Origin of the sequence: Bradyrhizobium sp. ARR65, from assembly GCF_000472385.1 — a bacterium.
GTDB lineage: Bacteria > Pseudomonadota > Alphaproteobacteria > Rhizobiales > Xanthobacteraceae > Bradyrhizobium.
In genome coordinates, this window is record NZ_AWZU01000065.1 from 19,621 (window position 1) to 36,006 (window position 16,386).

General features: G+C 61.1%; 14 protein-coding genes. 5 read left to right on the plus strand and 9 right to left on the minus strand.

All coding sequences use genetic code 11. The features are described 5' to 3' along the window. Positions 1–6: 6 nt before the first annotated feature. The gene (locus F758_RS0138545; protein WP_157450372.1) at positions 7–222 is read left to right on the plus strand and encodes a hypothetical protein; all 216 of its coding nucleotides are present in this window, start codon (positions 7–9) and stop codon (positions 220–222) included. 41 nt (positions 223–263) lie between these two features. On the opposite strand, the gene F758_RS0138550 is transcribed toward F758_RS0138545, so the two are convergent. Next, positions 264–944 (minus strand): DUF2270 domain-containing protein, encoded by a 681-nt coding sequence (locus F758_RS0138550; protein ID WP_024512828.1) that lies wholly within the window; start codon positions 942–944, stop codon positions 264–266. 380 nt (positions 945–1,324) lie between these two features. Between F758_RS0138550 and F758_RS0138555 the strand changes: the two genes are divergently transcribed. Then, the gene (locus F758_RS0138555; RefSeq protein ID WP_084306018.1) at positions 1,325–3,232 is read left to right on the plus strand and encodes a potassium transporter Kup; all 1,908 of its coding nucleotides are present in this window, start codon (positions 1,325–1,327) and stop codon (positions 3,230–3,232) included. Between the two features lie 213 nt (positions 3,233–3,445). On the opposite strand, the gene F758_RS0138565 is transcribed toward F758_RS0138555, so the two are convergent. From F758_RS0138565 to F758_RS0138595, 6 genes are all read right to left on the minus strand, one after another. Beyond that, positions 3,446–3,673, minus strand: a complete 228-nt coding sequence (locus F758_RS0138565; protein ID WP_024512830.1) for a dodecin — start codon at positions 3,671–3,673, stop codon at positions 3,446–3,448. 972 nt (positions 3,674–4,645) lie between these two features. Beyond that, positions 4,646–7,792 carry an efflux RND transporter permease subunit gene (locus tag F758_RS0138575; RefSeq protein ID WP_024512831.1) on the minus strand — a complete coding sequence of 1,049 codons (3,147 nt, stop codon included), beginning with the start codon at positions 7,790–7,792 and terminating at the stop codon, positions 4,646–4,648. Then, complete coding sequence (locus tag F758_RS0138580) at positions 7,789–8,865, minus strand: efflux RND transporter periplasmic adaptor subunit (RefSeq protein WP_024512832.1); 1,077 nt, start codon at positions 8,863–8,865, stop codon at positions 7,789–7,791. Before F758_RS0138580 ends, F758_RS0138575 begins: the two co-directional genes overlap by 4 nt. Further along, the gene (locus tag F758_RS0138585; protein WP_035724671.1) at positions 8,862–9,980 is read right to left on the minus strand and encodes an efflux RND transporter periplasmic adaptor subunit; all 1,119 of its coding nucleotides are present in this window, start codon (positions 9,978–9,980) and stop codon (positions 8,862–8,864) included. The genes F758_RS0138580 and F758_RS0138585 overlap by 4 nt, the downstream gene beginning before the upstream one ends. Before the next feature lie 141 nt (positions 9,981–10,121). Then, positions 10,122–10,679: a hypothetical protein gene (locus F758_RS47215; protein WP_024512834.1), complete on the minus strand. Its 558-nt coding sequence runs from the start codon at positions 10,677–10,679 to the stop codon at positions 10,122–10,124. 17 nt (positions 10,680–10,696) lie between these two features. Continuing rightward, the gene (locus F758_RS0138595; RefSeq protein ID WP_024512835.1) at positions 10,697–11,455 is read right to left on the minus strand and encodes a sensor histidine kinase; all 759 of its coding nucleotides are present in this window, start codon (positions 11,453–11,455) and stop codon (positions 10,697–10,699) included. A gap of 125 nt (positions 11,456–11,580) precedes the next feature. Here F758_RS0138595 and F758_RS0138600 point away from each other — a divergent pair, with 125 nt between their 5' ends. Next, entirely contained in the window at positions 11,581–12,255 is a 675-nt protein-coding gene (locus F758_RS0138600; RefSeq protein ID WP_035724691.1) for a TetR/AcrR family transcriptional regulator, read from the plus strand. Between the two features lie 429 nt (positions 12,256–12,684). Here F758_RS0138600 and F758_RS0138610 read toward each other — a convergent pair whose 3' ends face one another. After that, positions 12,685–13,122, minus strand: a complete 438-nt coding sequence (locus F758_RS0138610; RefSeq protein WP_024512838.1) for a hypothetical protein — start codon at positions 13,120–13,122, stop codon at positions 12,685–12,687. A gap of 79 nt (positions 13,123–13,201) precedes the next feature. Then, entirely contained in the window at positions 13,202–13,462 is a 261-nt protein-coding gene (locus F758_RS48755; protein ID WP_084306020.1) for a hypothetical protein, read from the minus strand. Between the two features lie 269 nt (positions 13,463–13,731). On the opposite strand from F758_RS48755, the gene F758_RS0138620 reads away from it, so the two are divergent. After that, positions 13,732–14,898, plus strand: a complete 1,167-nt coding sequence (locus F758_RS0138620; RefSeq protein ID WP_024512840.1) for a patatin-like phospholipase family protein — start codon at positions 13,732–13,734, stop codon at positions 14,896–14,898. Between the two features lie 43 nt (positions 14,899–14,941). Continuing rightward, positions 14,942–15,733, plus strand: coding sequence for an acetoacetate decarboxylase (locus F758_RS0138625; protein ID WP_024512841.1), 792 nt, complete (start codon positions 14,942–14,944; stop codon positions 15,731–15,733). The last annotated feature ends 653 nt before the right edge of the window (positions 15,734–16,386 follow it).

Sequence of the window (16,386 nt, forward strand, 5' to 3'; positions counted from 1 at the left end):
GAGCACGTGGCGCCACCAACCGTTGACCAGACCGTTATGAGCGGCGGGATAAAGGACGCGTTCATTGATGTTCTTGCGTTTTCGTTCGGATTCGATCGCTTTCGTGGCGTTTCGGTCACGCCGTTTCTGGTGCGAAACTGGTGCGGTGCCCTGGCGCTGATTGCCTGGGGTCTGGTGGATTTGATGAGGCTGGACTGTACAAGGCTGACTTTGCGGCGTTAGATACTGTCTTCAGCCGAGAATCAAAGGCTTCCTTGCATTGGTCAACCCATGGCGGCTGCACTCCGGCGTTTGCCATGTGTACAGCGATCAAGCCAGTAGGTGCTGACGGCGAGAACAATCCAACCGAGGTTGTAGAGCAGGCCGCAGCAGAGCACCACCCAACCAGGAATCGGCCCAATCGCCGCACGATCGATAAATTCGCCAAGGTGAGTTGCGACCGAGGGATGAATCGCGATCTTTCCGAGGTACGCGGTGGTTTGAATTGCGATAGTCCAGATGTAGGTGCGCCGAACACGACGCCCGGCGGCTCGAAAGAAGCTTATGTGATGACGCGGATGCAGGTAATCTTCTGCGAGGACCTTCCGCCAGCTGCCATCGTCTGCTCCGCGCTGTCCGCTCAATATCTGCGCGTACAAATGCGTCTCCATGAAACGGGCCCGCGCGCGCCAAACGTTGAAATAGCGGTAACGGCGCGCCTCGAGTCCGACAAATACGGCGAGCAGCATGCCTATAAGGATAAGTGGTAAGGCCGACGCCTCTCGCGATGAGAACGTTGTGGAAAGCGCGATGCCCATGGTCACGATTGACCAGTTGGTCGTGTTGTCGAGACGCGTTCGCCAGATCGTGCTGCGATAGATCTCGCCGCGATAGAGGTGAGCGACCGCACCCAATTCGGCTGGGTTCAGTTCTTGAATGTCTTGGGCTTGCGCAGGTTGAAGCATGGTTAGAGCCGAACCACCCGAGACCAACGCGACATTCTCAGACCATGCGTTTCGGCAGCGGCCCGTCACGGGGTGGCGCGTACGCGGTGTCGCTGCCTAGGAAACAAGAATACCATATTTCCACAGCGCTTCGACGGTGCCGCGTGGCTAAAAAGTTCAGAGCGTCCGTCGTACGCTTCCCGATCTGCCGTCCAGCTGCTTGAGCGCGCCTCGCCGCCGTGTGTTGGCTCCGGCATCGCCTTATCCCCTAGTTTCGCATTCGCGAGACGGAGCCTCCAATAGAAGGGCTGGCCCCAACAACGTGCTTCACCATCACCGCGTCGCTTCTCAGTGCGCCAATTTCATGCATATTAGTGGGAAAAGAAGGAAGGGACGTTTGCATGGCCCAGGTCCCTCAGGTCGAGGGGAGGTCGCAGCAATATCCCCGAAAGCAGTCCGCGCTTGTGGTGCTTACGGCACTTGGCGTGGTGTACGGCGACATTGGCACGAGCCCGCTCTATGGACTGAAGCAGGCCGTCGATGCTGCCGGGGAGCCAGCGCCCGAAGCGGTGATGGGCGTCGTGTCCCTGATCTTCTGGGCCTTAATCCTGATTGTCGGGCTCAAATACGCTATTCTGATCCTGCGCGCCGACAATCACGGCGAAGGCGGCATCGTGGCGCTGCTTGCGCTCCTGGACGCAAGGCACGCGCCACCCGGCAGCCCCCGCGCCTCTCTGCTCATCGTCGGCCTGATCGGGGCAGCATTGCTCTATGGCGATGGCGTAATCACGCCGGCTATCTCGGTCCTCAGCGCCGTCGAAGGTCTGAAGGTCGAGGCGCCCACGCTCGCGCCGGTGATCGTTCCTATCACCATCGCGATCCTTGTCGGTCTGTTCCTGGTCCAGCGCAAGGGGACCGAATTCGTTGGTAATATCTTCGGGCCGGTGATGCTTGTTTGGTTCGCCGCGATCGCCGTGCTCGGCGTCAGGGGCGTCTTGCAGAGCCCGGCGATCCTCGCCGCCATCAGCCCCCATCACGCCGTGCTGTACCTCAGTCACGCGGGTCCCGGTATCGCCTTCGCCGTACTTGGCGCCGCTTTTCTGACGCTGACGGGTGCCGAAGCAATGTATGCCGACATGGGCCATTTTGGCCGGCTGCCTATCCAGCTTGGATGGTTCTCGATCGTGTCGCCGGCGCTAATGCTTAATTATCTTGGTCAAGGCGGGCTGCTTCTGGCGCAGCCCCACGCTGCCGAAAATCCCTTCTACCTACTGGTGCCGAGGTGGGCGCATTACCCGATGATCGCGTTCGCGACCGTTGCCACCGTGATTGCCTCGCAAGCGATCATCTCAGGGGCTTATTCCCTCACCCAGCAGGCGATGCAGCTTGGGTTCTTGCCTCGCATGCGGGTGTTGCACACAGCAAGCCACGAAAAGGGTCAGATCTACATACCCGTTGTCAACTGGCTACTGGCCGTCGGTACGCTCGCGGCCGTGCTCTTGTTCGGTTCGTCCGACGCGCTCGGCGGAGCCTATGGCATCGCCGTCGCGATTTTGATGGTGGTGACCACGGTGCTGGCGGCCCTCGTCGCGCTAAAGTGTGGGTACAATCCGTTCCTGGTGATAGCAGTGAACGGGTTCTTCCTCGTCATCGAGCTGATTTTCGTTGCTGCGAACATGACGAAGCTTAGAGAGGGAGGATGGTTCCCGCTCTTGCTGGCGGGCGTGATTGCTTTCGTGATGCTGACCTGGCGCAGCGGGTGGCGGTTGCTCGAGCAGGAGCGTGCCAAATTGCGCCAGGGCGAGGACGAGTTCATTGAGTGGGTCGTCAATACGCCACCTATCCGGTTGCCCGGTGCGGCGGCGATTTTCACGGCGGCGACCACGGGGATTCCGCTCTGCTTGACGCATCATCTGCGCCACAATCGCGTCCTGCACGAGCGTGTGCTGTTTATCGCTTCGGTCAGCGTGGATGAGCCGCGGGTCGAAGCCACCAATCGCGTAAAGCTCGTGCCGGTCGGCGCGGGCATCACCCGCGTCCTCTTCTATTTCGGCTTCATGGAAACGCCGGACGTATTGGAAGCGCTGAAGCAGGCCTGCCGTCTGCCCGAGCTTCAAGGCATCGATCCCGATAACATCACCTATTATTTCAGGCGAGTGATGGTGATCGCCTCCGACAAGGCGTCTGGCATGGCGGTCTGGAGAAAATCCCTGTTTGCCACGATGCACCTCAACGCCAACCTCCCGGCGGCGTATTTCAAAGTTCCGGCCGCGCAAGTCGTCGAGGTTGGTCTCGAAGTCGAAATATAGTGCCTCGCGGTGCGGCAGAAGATGATCGGCGGTATGGAAAAGGCCTTCAGCGCCTTTTGCCAATCAGCCGATGGGTTTGCCGGAATGGGCGCGAGCATCGGGTTCGCCCAGTATAGGTCCACGCCCCCGAGCAGCTAACATTGTGGGAGATATACGTTGGAAAATTTGCGGTCGCTCGCCTATCCGCCTCGACCTTTCGCAAGAGGCAGGAATTTAATCCTCTAGCGTAAACCCGATCCGCAATACGACTTGGTAATGCCGAACAGAGCCATTCTCGATGTGGCCCCTCGTCTGCATGACCTCGAACCATTTCATCTCGCGTATCGTCTTCGACGCGCGCGCTATCGCATTCTGAATGGCATCTTCGATGCTCTTGTCGGAAGAGCCTGCGAGATCCAAGATCTTATAGACATGATCTTTCATATCGGGTGCGGCCGGCATGGCGAACGTCCGTTGCAGATCGGTGGCGCAGTCAGCCACGAAGAAGAAGCCCGACGAGCATGGCGCGCCGGGCCCCTCCTTGGGAGCATCGCGGAGACCGAACTCCACTCGCCCTCTACATTCATTGAGGCGGAATTGTCGTAACCGCGCAAGTGGGGCGTCTCGCGACGCACAACGTGAAGCCGCGCCGCAACAAGCTTTGGACCGGTTCCTTTTCGCGGCGGCGATATTGCGCGTTCCATTCTCGCTAAGGGGCGCCGCCATGGCGGCGAAATCGAATCTCACAATTTTCAGTCGCCCCGATGAAGTACTAGTCTCCTCCAAAAACCACGCGAGCCTCCAGGCAAGAGGCCGCCAAAGACGTTGACCAGAATTTCGGGGAGCGCGCTGCAGAAGTGCAGGACGACAAGCGCGAGAATTGGTGTCTCGGTCTACCTTGACATGGCAGGGGCACAGGTTCGATCTGCTGTCGTGCCCCTTCGCTCGACGCGGCCGACCCGTTCGAACTCCTCGAGATCCATGGTCGAGCGTGGCGCCCCGACGTAGTCAGCGAGCTTGCTGCATTCATCTGTCGATGTTTTCGAACATGCCGAGGTAGACCGTCGCATTGAGCCATGCATCGGATGCGTCGGTGCCGAAGGGCTCTTCAAAGTGTGGAGCGTGGATGCGGCTCATCTTCAGGGTGAGCGCGATTACAGGCCAGTCGCGCCCGAGGTCGCGGGCTCGAGCCTGTTTTTCACGCGTCCATTTGGTTCAGAAATGCGCGCCAGAGAGAACGGCTCAGGCCGCTTTGCTTTCCCTCCGGACGATGATGAAGAGTTCTGAGGGGGGAGGGGGAAACGCCTGAATCGCCCTCCTACGCTTTTCGACGATCTTTGCGCCAAACTATAATCACCTAGCATGTCGTCTCCTCAACGATGGCGGACGTCGAGTTTCGTAGGGCGCCTTGCTTTACCGGCGTAGGTTTGGCTCCTACGCATTTTCCAGCTCGCGCCGACGGGGCGGCGCATCAGCAGATGGCAGATCTGCTTCCAACTCGGCGGCAATCGGATGTTCCTGATTGTCGTCCGTCGCGAGCTCGGGCGCCTTGATCCGGAACCACGCCACATAAAGCGCGGGCAGGAACAACAGCGTCAGCACCGTGCCTACGATGATGCCGCCCATCATGGCGTAGGCCATGGGACCCCAGAAGATCTCGCGCGCGATCGGGATGAGCGCGAGACTTGCAGCGGCCGCGGTGAGCATGATCGGCCGCATGCGATGCTCGGTCGCTTCCACCACCGCCTCCCATGCAGGCCGTCCTTCCTTCCTCAGGTCCTCGATCTGCACGATCAGGATCACCGAGTTGCGGATCAGGATGCCGATCAGCGCCAGCACGCCGAGGATGGCGACGAAGCCCAGCGGCGCACCACTCGGCAGCATGGCCATGACGACGCCGATCACGGCGAGCGGCGCGACCGCAAACACCAGGAACAGCTTGGAGAAGCTCTGCAGCTGAAGCATCAGCACCGTCGCCATGACGAACAGCATCAGCGGGACGACGGCCACGATCGGCGCCTGGCTCTTGGTGCTCTCCTCCACGGAGCCGCCGACCTTGACCGAATAGCCCGCGGGCAGCTGTTTGGTAAACTCCGCCACCTTCGGCGCGAGCTGGTCCACGATCGTTTTCGGCTGCACGTTGGTGACGGTGCCGGCCTTCAGCGTGACGGTGGGGATGCGCGCACGTCGCCAGATCGTCGGCTGCTCGAGCTCGTAGTGCAGATTGGCTACGGCCCCGAGCGGCACCGACTGACCGCTGAGCCCGGGCAATTGCAGATCGCGCAGCGTATCGATCGAGGCGCGTTCAGCCGAGGTGGCTCGCGCCGTGACATTGACAAGATAGATGCTGTCGCGAACCTGAGTGATCGCCGAGCCGGCGAGCACGGAATTCAAGGCGGTAGCGATGTCTTCCGAGGTCACGCCGAGCTGGCGCGCCTTGTCCTGGAGCACGTCGACCTTGACGACGCGCGCAGGCTCCATCCAGTCGAACACCACGTTGCCGAGATCGGGGCTGCTGCGGACGATGGCGGCGAGCTTCTGGGAGAACTCCCTCACCTTGGCGAGGTCGGGCCCGCTCAAGCGATACTGCACGGGACGTCCGACCGGCGGGCCGACCTCGAGCAGCTTCACGTAGGTGTCGGTCCCAGGGAACGTCTTCCTCAGATACTCCTCGAATTGCGCCTTGACCTTGTCACGTGCCGCAATGCCGCCCTTGGTTACGATCACCTGCTCACCGAACCAGGTGTTGGACGGCTGCACGTCGAACGACAGGACGAAGCGCGGCGCGCTGGTGCCGACATAAGTCGACCAGTGATCGACCGAATCATTGCCCTGGAGCTGTTCGCGCTCGAAGCGCCCCATCTGCGCATTGGTATCGGCAATTGATGCGTTCTGCGGCAGGCTCCAGTCGATCACGAGCTCGGCGCGATCCGAGGACGGGAAGAACTGCTGCTGGACGAACTGCAGGCCGAACACGGCGAGCAGGAAGGCCGCCACCGTCACCGAGACCGTCTTCCAGCGATGACGCATGCAGAAGACGAGCAGTCGGGCGAACGTCTGCGCCACGCGCCCTTTCTCCTCGTGACGGCCCTTCATCTTGGCGGGCAGCATCGTCACGCCGAGCAGCGGCGTGAACAGCACTGCCACGACCCACGACACGATCAGTGAGACCGCGATCACCACGAAGAGAGTGAAGGTGAACTCGCCGGCGCTGCTGCTATTGAGCCCGATCGGGATGAAGCCGGCAACTGTGACCAGCGTCCCGGTGAGCATCGGGAAGGCGGTCGACGTGTAGACGTAGGTCGCCGCCTTTTCCAAGGGATCGCCGACCTCGAGCCGTGCCACCATCATTTCGACGGCGATCATGGCGTCATCGACCAATAGGCCAAGTGCGATGATCAAGGCGCCGAGCGAAATGCGCTGCAGCGATATCCCGGTATATTCCATGACGACAAAGGTGATGGCTAGCACCAGCGGAATGGCGATCGACACCACGAGGCCTGCGCGCACACCAAGGCTGAGGAAGCTGATGCCGAGCACGATCACTACGGCTTCGAACAGCGCCTTGGTGAAGCCGTGGACCGCTTCCTCAACGACGACCGGCTGATCGGCGACTTTATGGACGCCCACGCCGATCGGCAGGTCGGCCGTGATCTTTCTCATTTCCTCCTCAAGCGCCTCGCCGAAGTGCAGCAGGTTCGCGCCCGACTTCATACCGATGGCCAGCGCGATCGCGGGCTGGCCGTTGTACCTGAACAAGGATTGCGGCGGGTCGACGTAACCGCGGGTGATGGTGGCGACGTCGGTCAGCGGGAAGAACCGGTCGTTGATACGAAGATTGACCGCTTTCAGACTCGCCTCCGAGGTGAACTGGCCGCTGACGCGCACGCTGATCCGCTCGGGCCCGTCCTGGAAAACCCCGGAGGCCGCGACTGCGTTCTGCGCCTGCAGGGAGTTCATGATCGCGTGGACGTCGAGGCCAAGGGCTGCGATCTTGCGGGTGGAGAATTCGAGGTAAATCACCTCGTCCTGCGCGCCGAGAATGTCGACCTTGCCGGCATCCGGCACGGTCAACACCCTGGCGCGGATGTCCTCGACCACATCGCGGAGCTGGCGCTGGCTCAAGCCGTCGCTGGTGAACGCATAGATGTTGCCGAAGACGTCGCCGAAGCGGTCGTTGAAGACAGGCCCGATCACCCCTTGCGGAAAATCGCCCTTGATGTCCGCGATCATGTTGCGGACGCGAACCCAGGTCGGCTTCACGTCAGCGGCCTTGGTGCTGTCGCGCAAATAAACGTAGACGGTGGTCTGGCCCGCGACCGTTACGCTCTTGGTGTAGTCGAGCGATTCCAGCTCCTCGAGCTTCTTCTCGATCCGGTCGGTGACCTGGCGGGTCATTTCCTCGGGCGATGCGCCCGGCCACTGTGCCCCAATCACCATGGTCTTGATGGTGAAATCGGGGTCTTCCTGCCGGCCCAGGTGCAGGTAGGAAAAAAGGCCTGCCGCCATGAAGGCGATCATGAAATACCAGACGAGCGACCGATGGTGGAGCGCCCAGTCGGAAAGGTTAAATGACTTCATGGCTTGTCATCCTGTTCGATACGGACCTTTTGGCCCTGCTTGAGGCTGTGGACACCGGCCGTGACGATGCGCTCGCCGGGAGCAAGACCGCTTGTGATGCGGTCGCCGCCCGACCCGGTGGCAATTTCGACCTTGTGCAGCGACACCGTGTTCGCAGGTTGATCCACGACCCACACAAAGTTCGCGCCATCCTGGGCAAGCACCGCGGACGCGGGCAGGCGCAAGATCGGTGTCTGCCCTTTGCCGGGCCTCACGGTGACGGTCGAGCCAAGGCGGAAGCTTTCAGGCGGGTTCGTGAGCGCGATGCGGACTCGTCGCAAGCGGGTCACCGAATCGGCTTGCGGTGCGATCTCGCGTATCTTGCCTTCGACCTCAACCGAGGGAATCAGCTCCAAAGCGACCGTGAATGGCTGGCCGACTTCCAGCGGAACCGGGAAATCCTCTCCGATATCGACGACCGCCTCCCTGATATCGGGCCTTGCGACGCTCAGGACGCTCTGACCAGGCGAGACCACCTGTCCGACGTCGGCGCTCACCGCAGTGACGACACCGGCAAAATCGGTTTTGAGCTGCGCATAGCTGAGTTGCTCCTTGGCCTTGATCAGGTTCGCCTGTGCGCTGGCGACGGATGCTTCGGCCCCCGCGCGCGCCTGCTCGGCATTGTCCACGGTCTGCTTCGTGGTGGCGTCGGTGGTAATGAGCTTTCGCTGCCGCTCCTCGGTCGCTCGCGTCGTGACAAGCTGCGCTTCGGCTTGCGCGAGGTTCGCCTCGGCGGCGCGCACGGCCAGCTCCAGAGCCGTGGAATCGATGGTGGCGACGGTCTGTCCTTTGCTGACGAGGTCGCCGACATAGAACGGGCGCGAGGTCAGGCGTCCCAGGACGCGGAAGGCGAGATCGGTCTTGTAGCGGGGTTCGACGTCGCCAACCACGAGGGCGCTGCCGGAGCGATTCGGTTCAAGCACCGTCGACAGCACCGGCCGGACAGGCTCCGGTGCTTTCGTCTCCTTCTCACAGCCAACGAGGAGCAGTACGGACGCGAGTGTGACGGCTCGCACCAAAATGCGCGTGGTCATGATCGGTCTCCCTCATAGGTCACGAGCTCGCCGATGCTCAAAAGCTTGCCGCCCTCGATCACGACGCGCTCGCCGGGCTGAAGACCTGACTTGATCAAGACCTCTCGGGCGTCGTAGGCGCCGATCACGATCGGCTTCAGCGACACCGTCCTGGTCGCCGGATCGACGGTCCAGACCGCAGGTTTGTTGCCGGCTGCCATCAACGCAGTCCATGGCAGGGCAATCCGCTGTTGGGCCTTGGCCTTGACCTTTCCAGCGACGGCGCTCCCAAGAGTCATTGCGGGCGGCGGATTCTCGATCGCCACTTTCACGCGGATGGTCGAACTCTTCGGATCGATGACCGGCGACACTTCCCTGACGCGTCCGCTCGCCGTCACATTGCGGTCGGAGACCAGCGTCAGCGAAACGCGCCCGGGATCTGTATCGCCAAGGAAGACGGACTCATAGACATAGAAGACGGCATCGCGCTCCCCGTCCTGAGCCAGCGAGAAAACGGACTGAGCAGCCTGCACGACCTGCCCGACTTCGACATGGCGCGCGGTGATGACCCCGGCCGCCTCGGCACGCAGCTTGGTGTAGCCAAGGGCATCCTTTGCCGTGCCAAGCTGGGCCTTTGCTGCTTCAAGCCCCCCTTCAGCGGTTCGCAACCCTTCCTGCGCCTTGTCGTAGACCGTCCGGGTGGTGAAGCCGCTTGTCATCAGCGCCTTCTGCCGATCATAGGTCGCCTGCGCCACACGCAGCTGAGCTTCCGCGGATGCCACCGCTGCGGTCCCAGCACTGACATCGGCCTGCTGCTCGGCGGAATCGAGCACCGCCAAGACATCGCCGGCATTGACGTGATCGCCGACTTCCACCAAGCGGGCGATCACGCGACCGGTGACGCGAAACGAGAGATCGGCGCTGAAGCGGGCCTGAACCTCGCCGGTCAGCGTGACGGACGCTTGCTGGTCCTGCGACCGCACGATCTCGGTGTGCACGAAAGCGGCGCGCTTGGCAGGGGTGGCGGCTCCGTCACTGCAGGCAGCAAGTGGCGCTGCCAGCAGCGCGAGTGCGAGCGCGGCACTCATGGGCCGCGGAATGGCCCGCGCGAGCGGATAGGCGGCAAAATGGTGCATGGCGGTCTCCAACTCTATTAAACTAAACCGTATAGTTTATTTATGTGTCAAGTCCAGAATTTGACCCGAAGGCAAGTTGCGTTCGACCAAAACGCTGACGCCCCGGCACTGGACCGGGGCGTCATAGGCCGTCAGCCTCAATCAGTTTTCATGGCAGACCAGAACGCGCCTGGTGCCGTTTCGCCTGTAGCTCGAGATGTAGTAGCAGCCGTCGCCGGACGAGGCGTAGGAACTGTCATAGGCGTAAGCCGCAGCCGCACCCGCCACATAGGCCCCGGACCGGTAACCACGGCCGTAGCCATAGCTGCTATAACCCTTTCGGCTGTAGCTGTTGCCGCCGTAGGCCGCGGCGTGCCGCTCTATGCCGCCAAAATTGCCTCGGCCGCCACGGTCGAGACCATGCAAGCCGGCAGCACGATCTAGACGAGGCGCACCACCGGCAAGATTGCGCGGAGGTGCGCCCGCGGGGCCACGAGGCGGAAGGCCAGCGACAGGTCCGGCTGGAGGACGACCGAGGGCAGGACCGCCGGCGCCCAGGCCTGGAGGAGGACCACCAGCGCCGGGGCCCGGAGGCGGACCAGCGAAGGCAGGTGGAGGGCCAGGAGGAGGACCAAACTGGGCGAGCGCGGCGTTAGGCGTGGCGACGACAGCGCCGAGCATCACGGTCGCGGCCAGGGTGAGGAGAATCTTCTTCGACATTGCATGTCTCCTTCGATCTAGAGTTGGGGCTGAACAGCAACGGGATTTGCCCGCTCGCCCTTGGCCGGCGCAGATGGCAATGGAGGCATCGTCTTCAATCGACGGCTCGTTCTGGGGCGGCGGGCGGCGATCGCGCGATTGGCGTGCTGCTCGCGCTGCGTCAGGGGAAAGTCCAGGGCGAACGAGGTCGACGTCGTGCCGAAAGTGTGGCCCATCCGGCCGCCCAAACTTTGCGCCAGATCGCCGACGATCCGCAGGCCACGGCCAGGCTTGATCCTTCCGAGGCCCGATCCATTGTCGGTGACCCGACAGTTCACCCATGAACCGGCGCGCATCAGCTTGATCTTGATTTCGCCCTCGCGGCCGTCAAAGCAGGCATGGCGGAGCGCGTTCGTCACCAGCTCGTAGACGGCCAGCGCCAGCCGCCAGCACCGTTCCGATTCCAGCGGCAACGTGTCGGCGGATAACAGAAGGTGGATGTCTATGCGATCCAGCTTGCATTGACACATAGCCAGGCCAAGCTTTCGAAGCTGCTCGCCGGCGTCCACCAGCGCGTCGCGATCCGGCGTGGTCAGGATGCTATGCACCTCGACGTGATGGTGAAGCAGGTCGACGACGTTGCTCAGCTCTTCCTTTACTTCGACGTTGTCTGCAAAGACTGCCTTGAACGAGATGAGGTTGATGACCGAGGCAAGCTCGCTCTTGATGCGATGGTTCAGCTCGTCCAGAAGGATTCGTTCCTCCAGTGCGGGCGGATGGGGGATCGGATGGGCCACAGCGCTCTCCTGTTTGATTTAAACTATACCGTATAGTTTATTTTACTTGCACCTAAGTCGGGAGCGTGTCAAGACAGGATTCTTGGCGGGCTGGGCGCTCGCAGCATCGTGAACGGATGGGATTGATGGTAAGCAAGGACAAGGATTTAAAGCGGCCGCGTGTTGGGAGGCCGCCCAAGGATCTGGCGGGCGACGTGAAAGCGCGGATCCTGGACGCGGCCCAGCGAATATTCCTCAAGAGAGGCTATCAGAGCACAAGTCTCGATGAGATCGCCGAGGCGGCGCCGGCGAGCAAGCCGACGATCTATGCCCACTTCGAAGGCAAGGAGGCACTCTTCGAGGCGGTTGTGGCCCGCGTTATCGAGGGATTGACGAATTTCGAGGGTTTCGAGCCCAAGGGACGCAGCGTGCAGGACAAGCTCGCCAACCTCGGCATCGAGGTCGTGGAACGATTTATCGAGGAGACACTCGGCATCACGCGCGCCACAATTGCCGAGGCCGACAGATTCCCCGCCCTCAGTCGCAATGTCGAGAAAGCGGCGCGCGATCGGACGGCGGCTGCCGTTTCCCACGTCTTGAATGATGCTACCCACACCCTCTCGCGCGGCTCCAAGGGAGCCTTCAGCGGCAAACGAAGTATCAGTACGGCGCAGATTTTCATGGACCTGATTCTCCTTCCGATGCTGATGCGGGCTTTGATGGGGCAGGGCGCAAAAGAGTTGAAAAGTGAGTTGCCGGCCTTCGTCCACGAACGCGTCAGCTTTTTCCTGGCGGCTTGTGAAACGGATTGGGGAAAATGAGGCTCTTGCGCGCTGTCATACGCGAGCCATTTTGAGATCGCGCGCCGTTCTCAGTTGGCGAGGCCTCCGGATTCGCAGCCTGGCCCGCGGGCGGGCGAAAACACGGCATCGCGGGAATAGCTGCCATCTCCGCGAACGCGTCGAAAGATTGGTGTTCCGGCTCAGGCGACAAGCTCGCTTGGCCGGTCGTTCGTCTCGAGCCGACTGTTGCTTCCGGCGGCAACCTCGAATGAGTCGTATCGAACACCACGCGTTCCGGCCATTTCTGATCCGTATGGATCCGGATGTTGATCTTCTGATCGAGCGGAACGTCAGAACGGGGCGCGGGGGCGATCGGCGCGGAGATGCACCAACTCGCGGCAAGCAGCGCCGCGAGAAGAAGGCCTCCCACCCATCCGAAATAGTGCAATAAGGGCATGGTCAGGAGCCTCAGCGCGCGTCAGCCGATCGCAATTCGCGGCGGCAGGCCTCGCTGAAATCGCGCAACGGATCCATCTCGTTGATCAGGTCGGGCAGGTCCACGAATGTCCTGTTTGGTGAAAGATAGGTTTCAAGGATCAGCCGCCCCGCCTTCTCGGCCGCTTCGATCACGGCATCGCTCGAAAGGATCCTCATCCGCGCCATGAAAGCGTAGAGGTCGACCATTTTGGAAATCTCGGACTTGTCGTTGACGAGGGCGTCGGCATAGAGTCGCGAGGCTTCCTCAATGAAGTTCCTGTAGAGTTCTTCGCGCTGGGACGTGGCACGCATGCTATTGCGGAAGCGGTCCTTGCGGCGCTGGTTCACCCAACCGGTGATGATCGACGCCAGCGTTCCGGAAGCCGATCCCGAAAACGACGCAAGCGCGGGAATGTAGAACATATCCATCTCGTTATCTCCTTGTTGGCCCATACGGCATCTCTGCCGCGTGGACTTGGGCCGCGCAGCCGTGGCGCAGCCCGTTCCGTTATTTGCTTCTGCTGACCATCGGGCTGGCGCTCTGCTCGAAAACCGACCGGCAGGCGTTGCTGAGATCGGGCTTGTTCTGCCTCAGGCATTGCTCGACCCTGGCAGGGTCGAGAATGAAGCTGCTGCAGAGGCGGAAGGCGTCGGGCGTACACGCGGCCCTCTGCTCGGGGGTGCCGCGATTTTCCTGCGCGGAGGCGGTCGTCGCGCAAAGCATCATCGCCAGGACTGCGATACAGGGGCGCCTGGTTTTCGAGATCATGTTGGTCACTCCGTTGATTGATCTTGGGTTGGGAGCGGCGTCAGAAGCCGGAATTTCAGCAACCCGCCGGGCTCACAAAAAGCTGAGCAGGTCGCGTGAGCCCTTCTTCTTGACAGTCCTCTTCGTTTGTGAACTTATATAAACTATACGGTTTAGTTTAATTGGTCAACCGGAACGTCAATCCTCTTTCTGACGCTGAGCAGAATACGCGAGCACGGTCGGTCTCGACGAACCCGAGATGTCCGAGCGCACCAAATGGAGAGTAGGCAATGAATTTTCAGCTTCGCCCACACCTCACGACCGCCGAGCGCCGGCTGCCGTTCGAGTGCGTAACCTTGCTGTTGCAAGGCGGCGGCGCGCTGGGCGCATATCAGGGAGGCGTCTACGAGGCGCTGGCCGCGGCCGATATCCATCCCGACTGGATCGCCGGCATCTCGATCGGTGCGATCAACGCCGCGATCATCGCAGGCAACCCGCCGAATTCCCGCGTCGATCGGCTGCGCGAGTTTTGGACGCAGGTGACTTCGAGCGTGCCCTGGGATTTGTCGGGCAATCCATTCGCCCGGAGCGACGACGCGCGCAATCTCCTCAACCAAATGAGCGCAAATCTGGCGACGGTGTTCGGCGCAGCAGGGTTCTTCTCCGCGCGGCCGCTGATGCCGTGGTTACAACCGGGCGGGTCGCTCGCGGCGACCAGCTTCTACGATACGCAATCCCTGAAGGACACATTGGAACGCTTGGTCGATTTCGATCGGCTCAATGCTGGGATGACGCGCTTCAGCGCGGGTGCGGTCAATGTCAGGACGGGCAATTTCGTCTACTTCGATACCAACACTCATACGATTGCCCCCGAACATGTCATGGCAAGTGGGGCACTGCCTCCAGGCTTTCCCGCCGTCGAGATCGATGGCGAGCATTATTGGGACGGCGGGCTTGTCTCCAATACGCCGCTGCAATGGGTGATCGACAGCAATCCGCGCCGCCAGGATACGCTGGCATTTCAGGTCGATCTCTGGAGTTCGCAAGGCGCGCTTCCACGCAACCTGGCGGAAGTTGCCACACGTCACAAAGAGATTCAGTTTTCAAGCCGCACGCGCGCAAGCACCGGCCAATTCAAGAGCGTGCACCGGGTCCAGCGTGCCCTGGCTGCCCTGCTGCGCAGGCTTCCTGCAGATCTCGAGGAGAACGACGATTTGAGGATCCTGAAATCGGTCGCCAGCGACAAGGTCTACAACATCATCCACCTGATCTACCGCGCACAGAACTACGAAGGTCACTCCAAGGACTACGAGTTTTCTCGCCTCTCGATGCAGGACCATTGGCGCGCGGGATATCACGATGCCGTCCGCACGCTGCGTCATCCCGAGGTTCTTGCCCGCCCCACAAGCCTGGACGGCGTCTTTACCTTCGATCTCGAACGCGACGGCCGCGAATAAGCATTGAGCTGGTCAAACCCCCAAGCATGAAAAGGAACTAAAGATGCGCGAGAAGGAATTATTGGAGCGGGCGTTCGCTATGCCGCTCACGAACCCTGCCTATCCGCCGGGACCTTACCGCTTCGTCAACCGCGAATACCTGATCATCACATACCGTACCGATCCGGCGAAGCTGCGGGCGGTGGTGCCCGAGCCCCTCGAACTCGACGCCCACGAACCGCTGGTCAAATATGAATTCATCCGAATGCCGGATTCGAATGGCTTTGGCGATTACACCGAGAGCGGGCAAGTGATCCCGGTCTTCTTCCGTGGCTGCAGGGGCAGCTACACCCACTGCATGTTCCTCAATGATGAAGGTCCTATCGCCGGCGGCCGCGAGCTCTGGGGCTTCCCGAAAAAGCTGGCGCAACCGACGCTGCGAACCGAAATCGATACGCTGATCGGAACTCTGGACTATGGGCCGCTCCGCGTCGCGACCGGCACGATGGGTTACAAACACCGCGAAGCCGATCTGGCGCAAGTCAGAGCTTCGCTTACAGCTCCGAACTTTCTGCTCAAGATCATTCCGCATGTCGACGGCACGCCGCGCATCTGCGAGCTGGTGGAATACCACTTGGACGATGTCACCATAAAGGGGGCGTGGACCGGGCCAGCGGCGCTACATCTGTCACCTCACGCTTTGGCTCCCGTGGCCGAGTTGCCGGTGCTCGAGATCGTGTCGGCGATCCACATTCTTGCCGACTTGACCCTTGGCCTAGGCAAGGTCGTGCACGACTACTTACGCCAACCAAGCCGACAAGCACCGCACATAAACGATATGGTTTTGGTGAATTGAGGGACGCTCTTCTCAAAAGCACCGACATAAACTGCATGCATATTTGGATGAAGGAGACTGCCATGTCAGGTCCCTTGTTTTTGGCTGGAGCAGACAATCCTGGGTCGGCCTTGGCCATTGGTTGCCTCAATCTATCGGTGGCGCTCGCCCTCGTTTCCGTTAGCTTGTTGTTGGGGCTTGCGGTCTCGATTGTGGCTTTGCTGTGCGATCGAGCCCGAGAGGCGCACTCAGTTCGACTCAATCTCGAGCGGAGGGCAGTGAGGTGACGCCGACATTGTTGTTCGCCCCGCGCAATCATCCAGTGGGTCACGTTCTGGGTCACGCCTTTCGAATTCACCTTCGACATGATCGAGGCAGAGCTTCATCGCCGGGGCGTGACCTGTCGCCAGAACGCCTTTGATCGCTCGTCTGACGTCAGCTTCGGTGAATCTGGTCTTCGGCATGTGAGGCATTCTGCGGGGTCTTTGGCCCAAATAGTAAAGCTCTTCAAACTGACTTGTTGAAGGGTAGATTATCGCCCATTCAACGCAGCCTTTGCGTCGTCAGAAAAGGGCCGCGATCGATCCGATCGCGCAATCGGTCGCAATGGCGCGCAAATACTGATCTCTCAGACCGTCGCGAAATCAGAGTTCCATCGTGCCCCGCACTGATGC

Coding starts and splice junctions, on each gene's coding strand:
- F758_RS0138550 (WP_024512828.1), bottom strand. CDS start 944: ATGCTTCAACCTGCGCAAGCCCAAGACATTCAAGAACTGAACCCAGCC.
- F758_RS0138555 (WP_084306018.1), top strand. CDS start 1,325: ATGGCCCAGGTCCCTCAGGTCGAGGGGAGGTCGCAGCAATATCCCCGA.
- F758_RS0138565 (WP_024512830.1), bottom strand. CDS start 3,673: ATGCCGGCCGCACCCGATATGAAAGATCATGTCTATAAGATCTTGGAT.
- F758_RS0138575 (WP_024512831.1), bottom strand. CDS start 7,792: ATGAAGTCATTTAACCTTTCCGACTGGGCGCTCCACCATCGGTCGCTC.
- F758_RS0138580 (WP_024512832.1), bottom strand. CDS start 8,865: ATGACCACGCGCATTTTGGTGCGAGCCGTCACACTCGCGTCCGTACTG.
- F758_RS0138585 (WP_035724671.1), bottom strand. CDS start 9,980: ATGCACCATTTTGCCGCCTATCCGCTCGCGCGGGCCATTCCGCGGCCC.
- F758_RS47215 (WP_024512834.1), bottom strand. CDS start 10,679: ATGTCGAAGAAGATTCTCCTCACCCTGGCCGCGACCGTGATGCTCGGC.
- F758_RS0138600 (WP_035724691.1), top strand. CDS start 11,581: ATGGTAAGCAAGGACAAGGATTTAAAGCGGCCGCGTGTTGGGAGGCCG.
- F758_RS0138610 (WP_024512838.1), bottom strand. CDS start 13,122: ATGGATATGTTCTACATTCCCGCGCTTGCGTCGTTTTCGGGATCGGCT.
- F758_RS48755 (WP_084306020.1), bottom strand. CDS start 13,462: ATGATCTCGAAAACCAGGCGCCCCTGTATCGCAGTCCTGGCGATGATG.
- F758_RS0138620 (WP_024512840.1), top strand. CDS start 13,732: ATGAATTTTCAGCTTCGCCCACACCTCACGACCGCCGAGCGCCGGCTG.
- F758_RS0138625 (WP_024512841.1), top strand. CDS start 14,942: ATGCGCGAGAAGGAATTATTGGAGCGGGCGTTCGCTATGCCGCTCACG.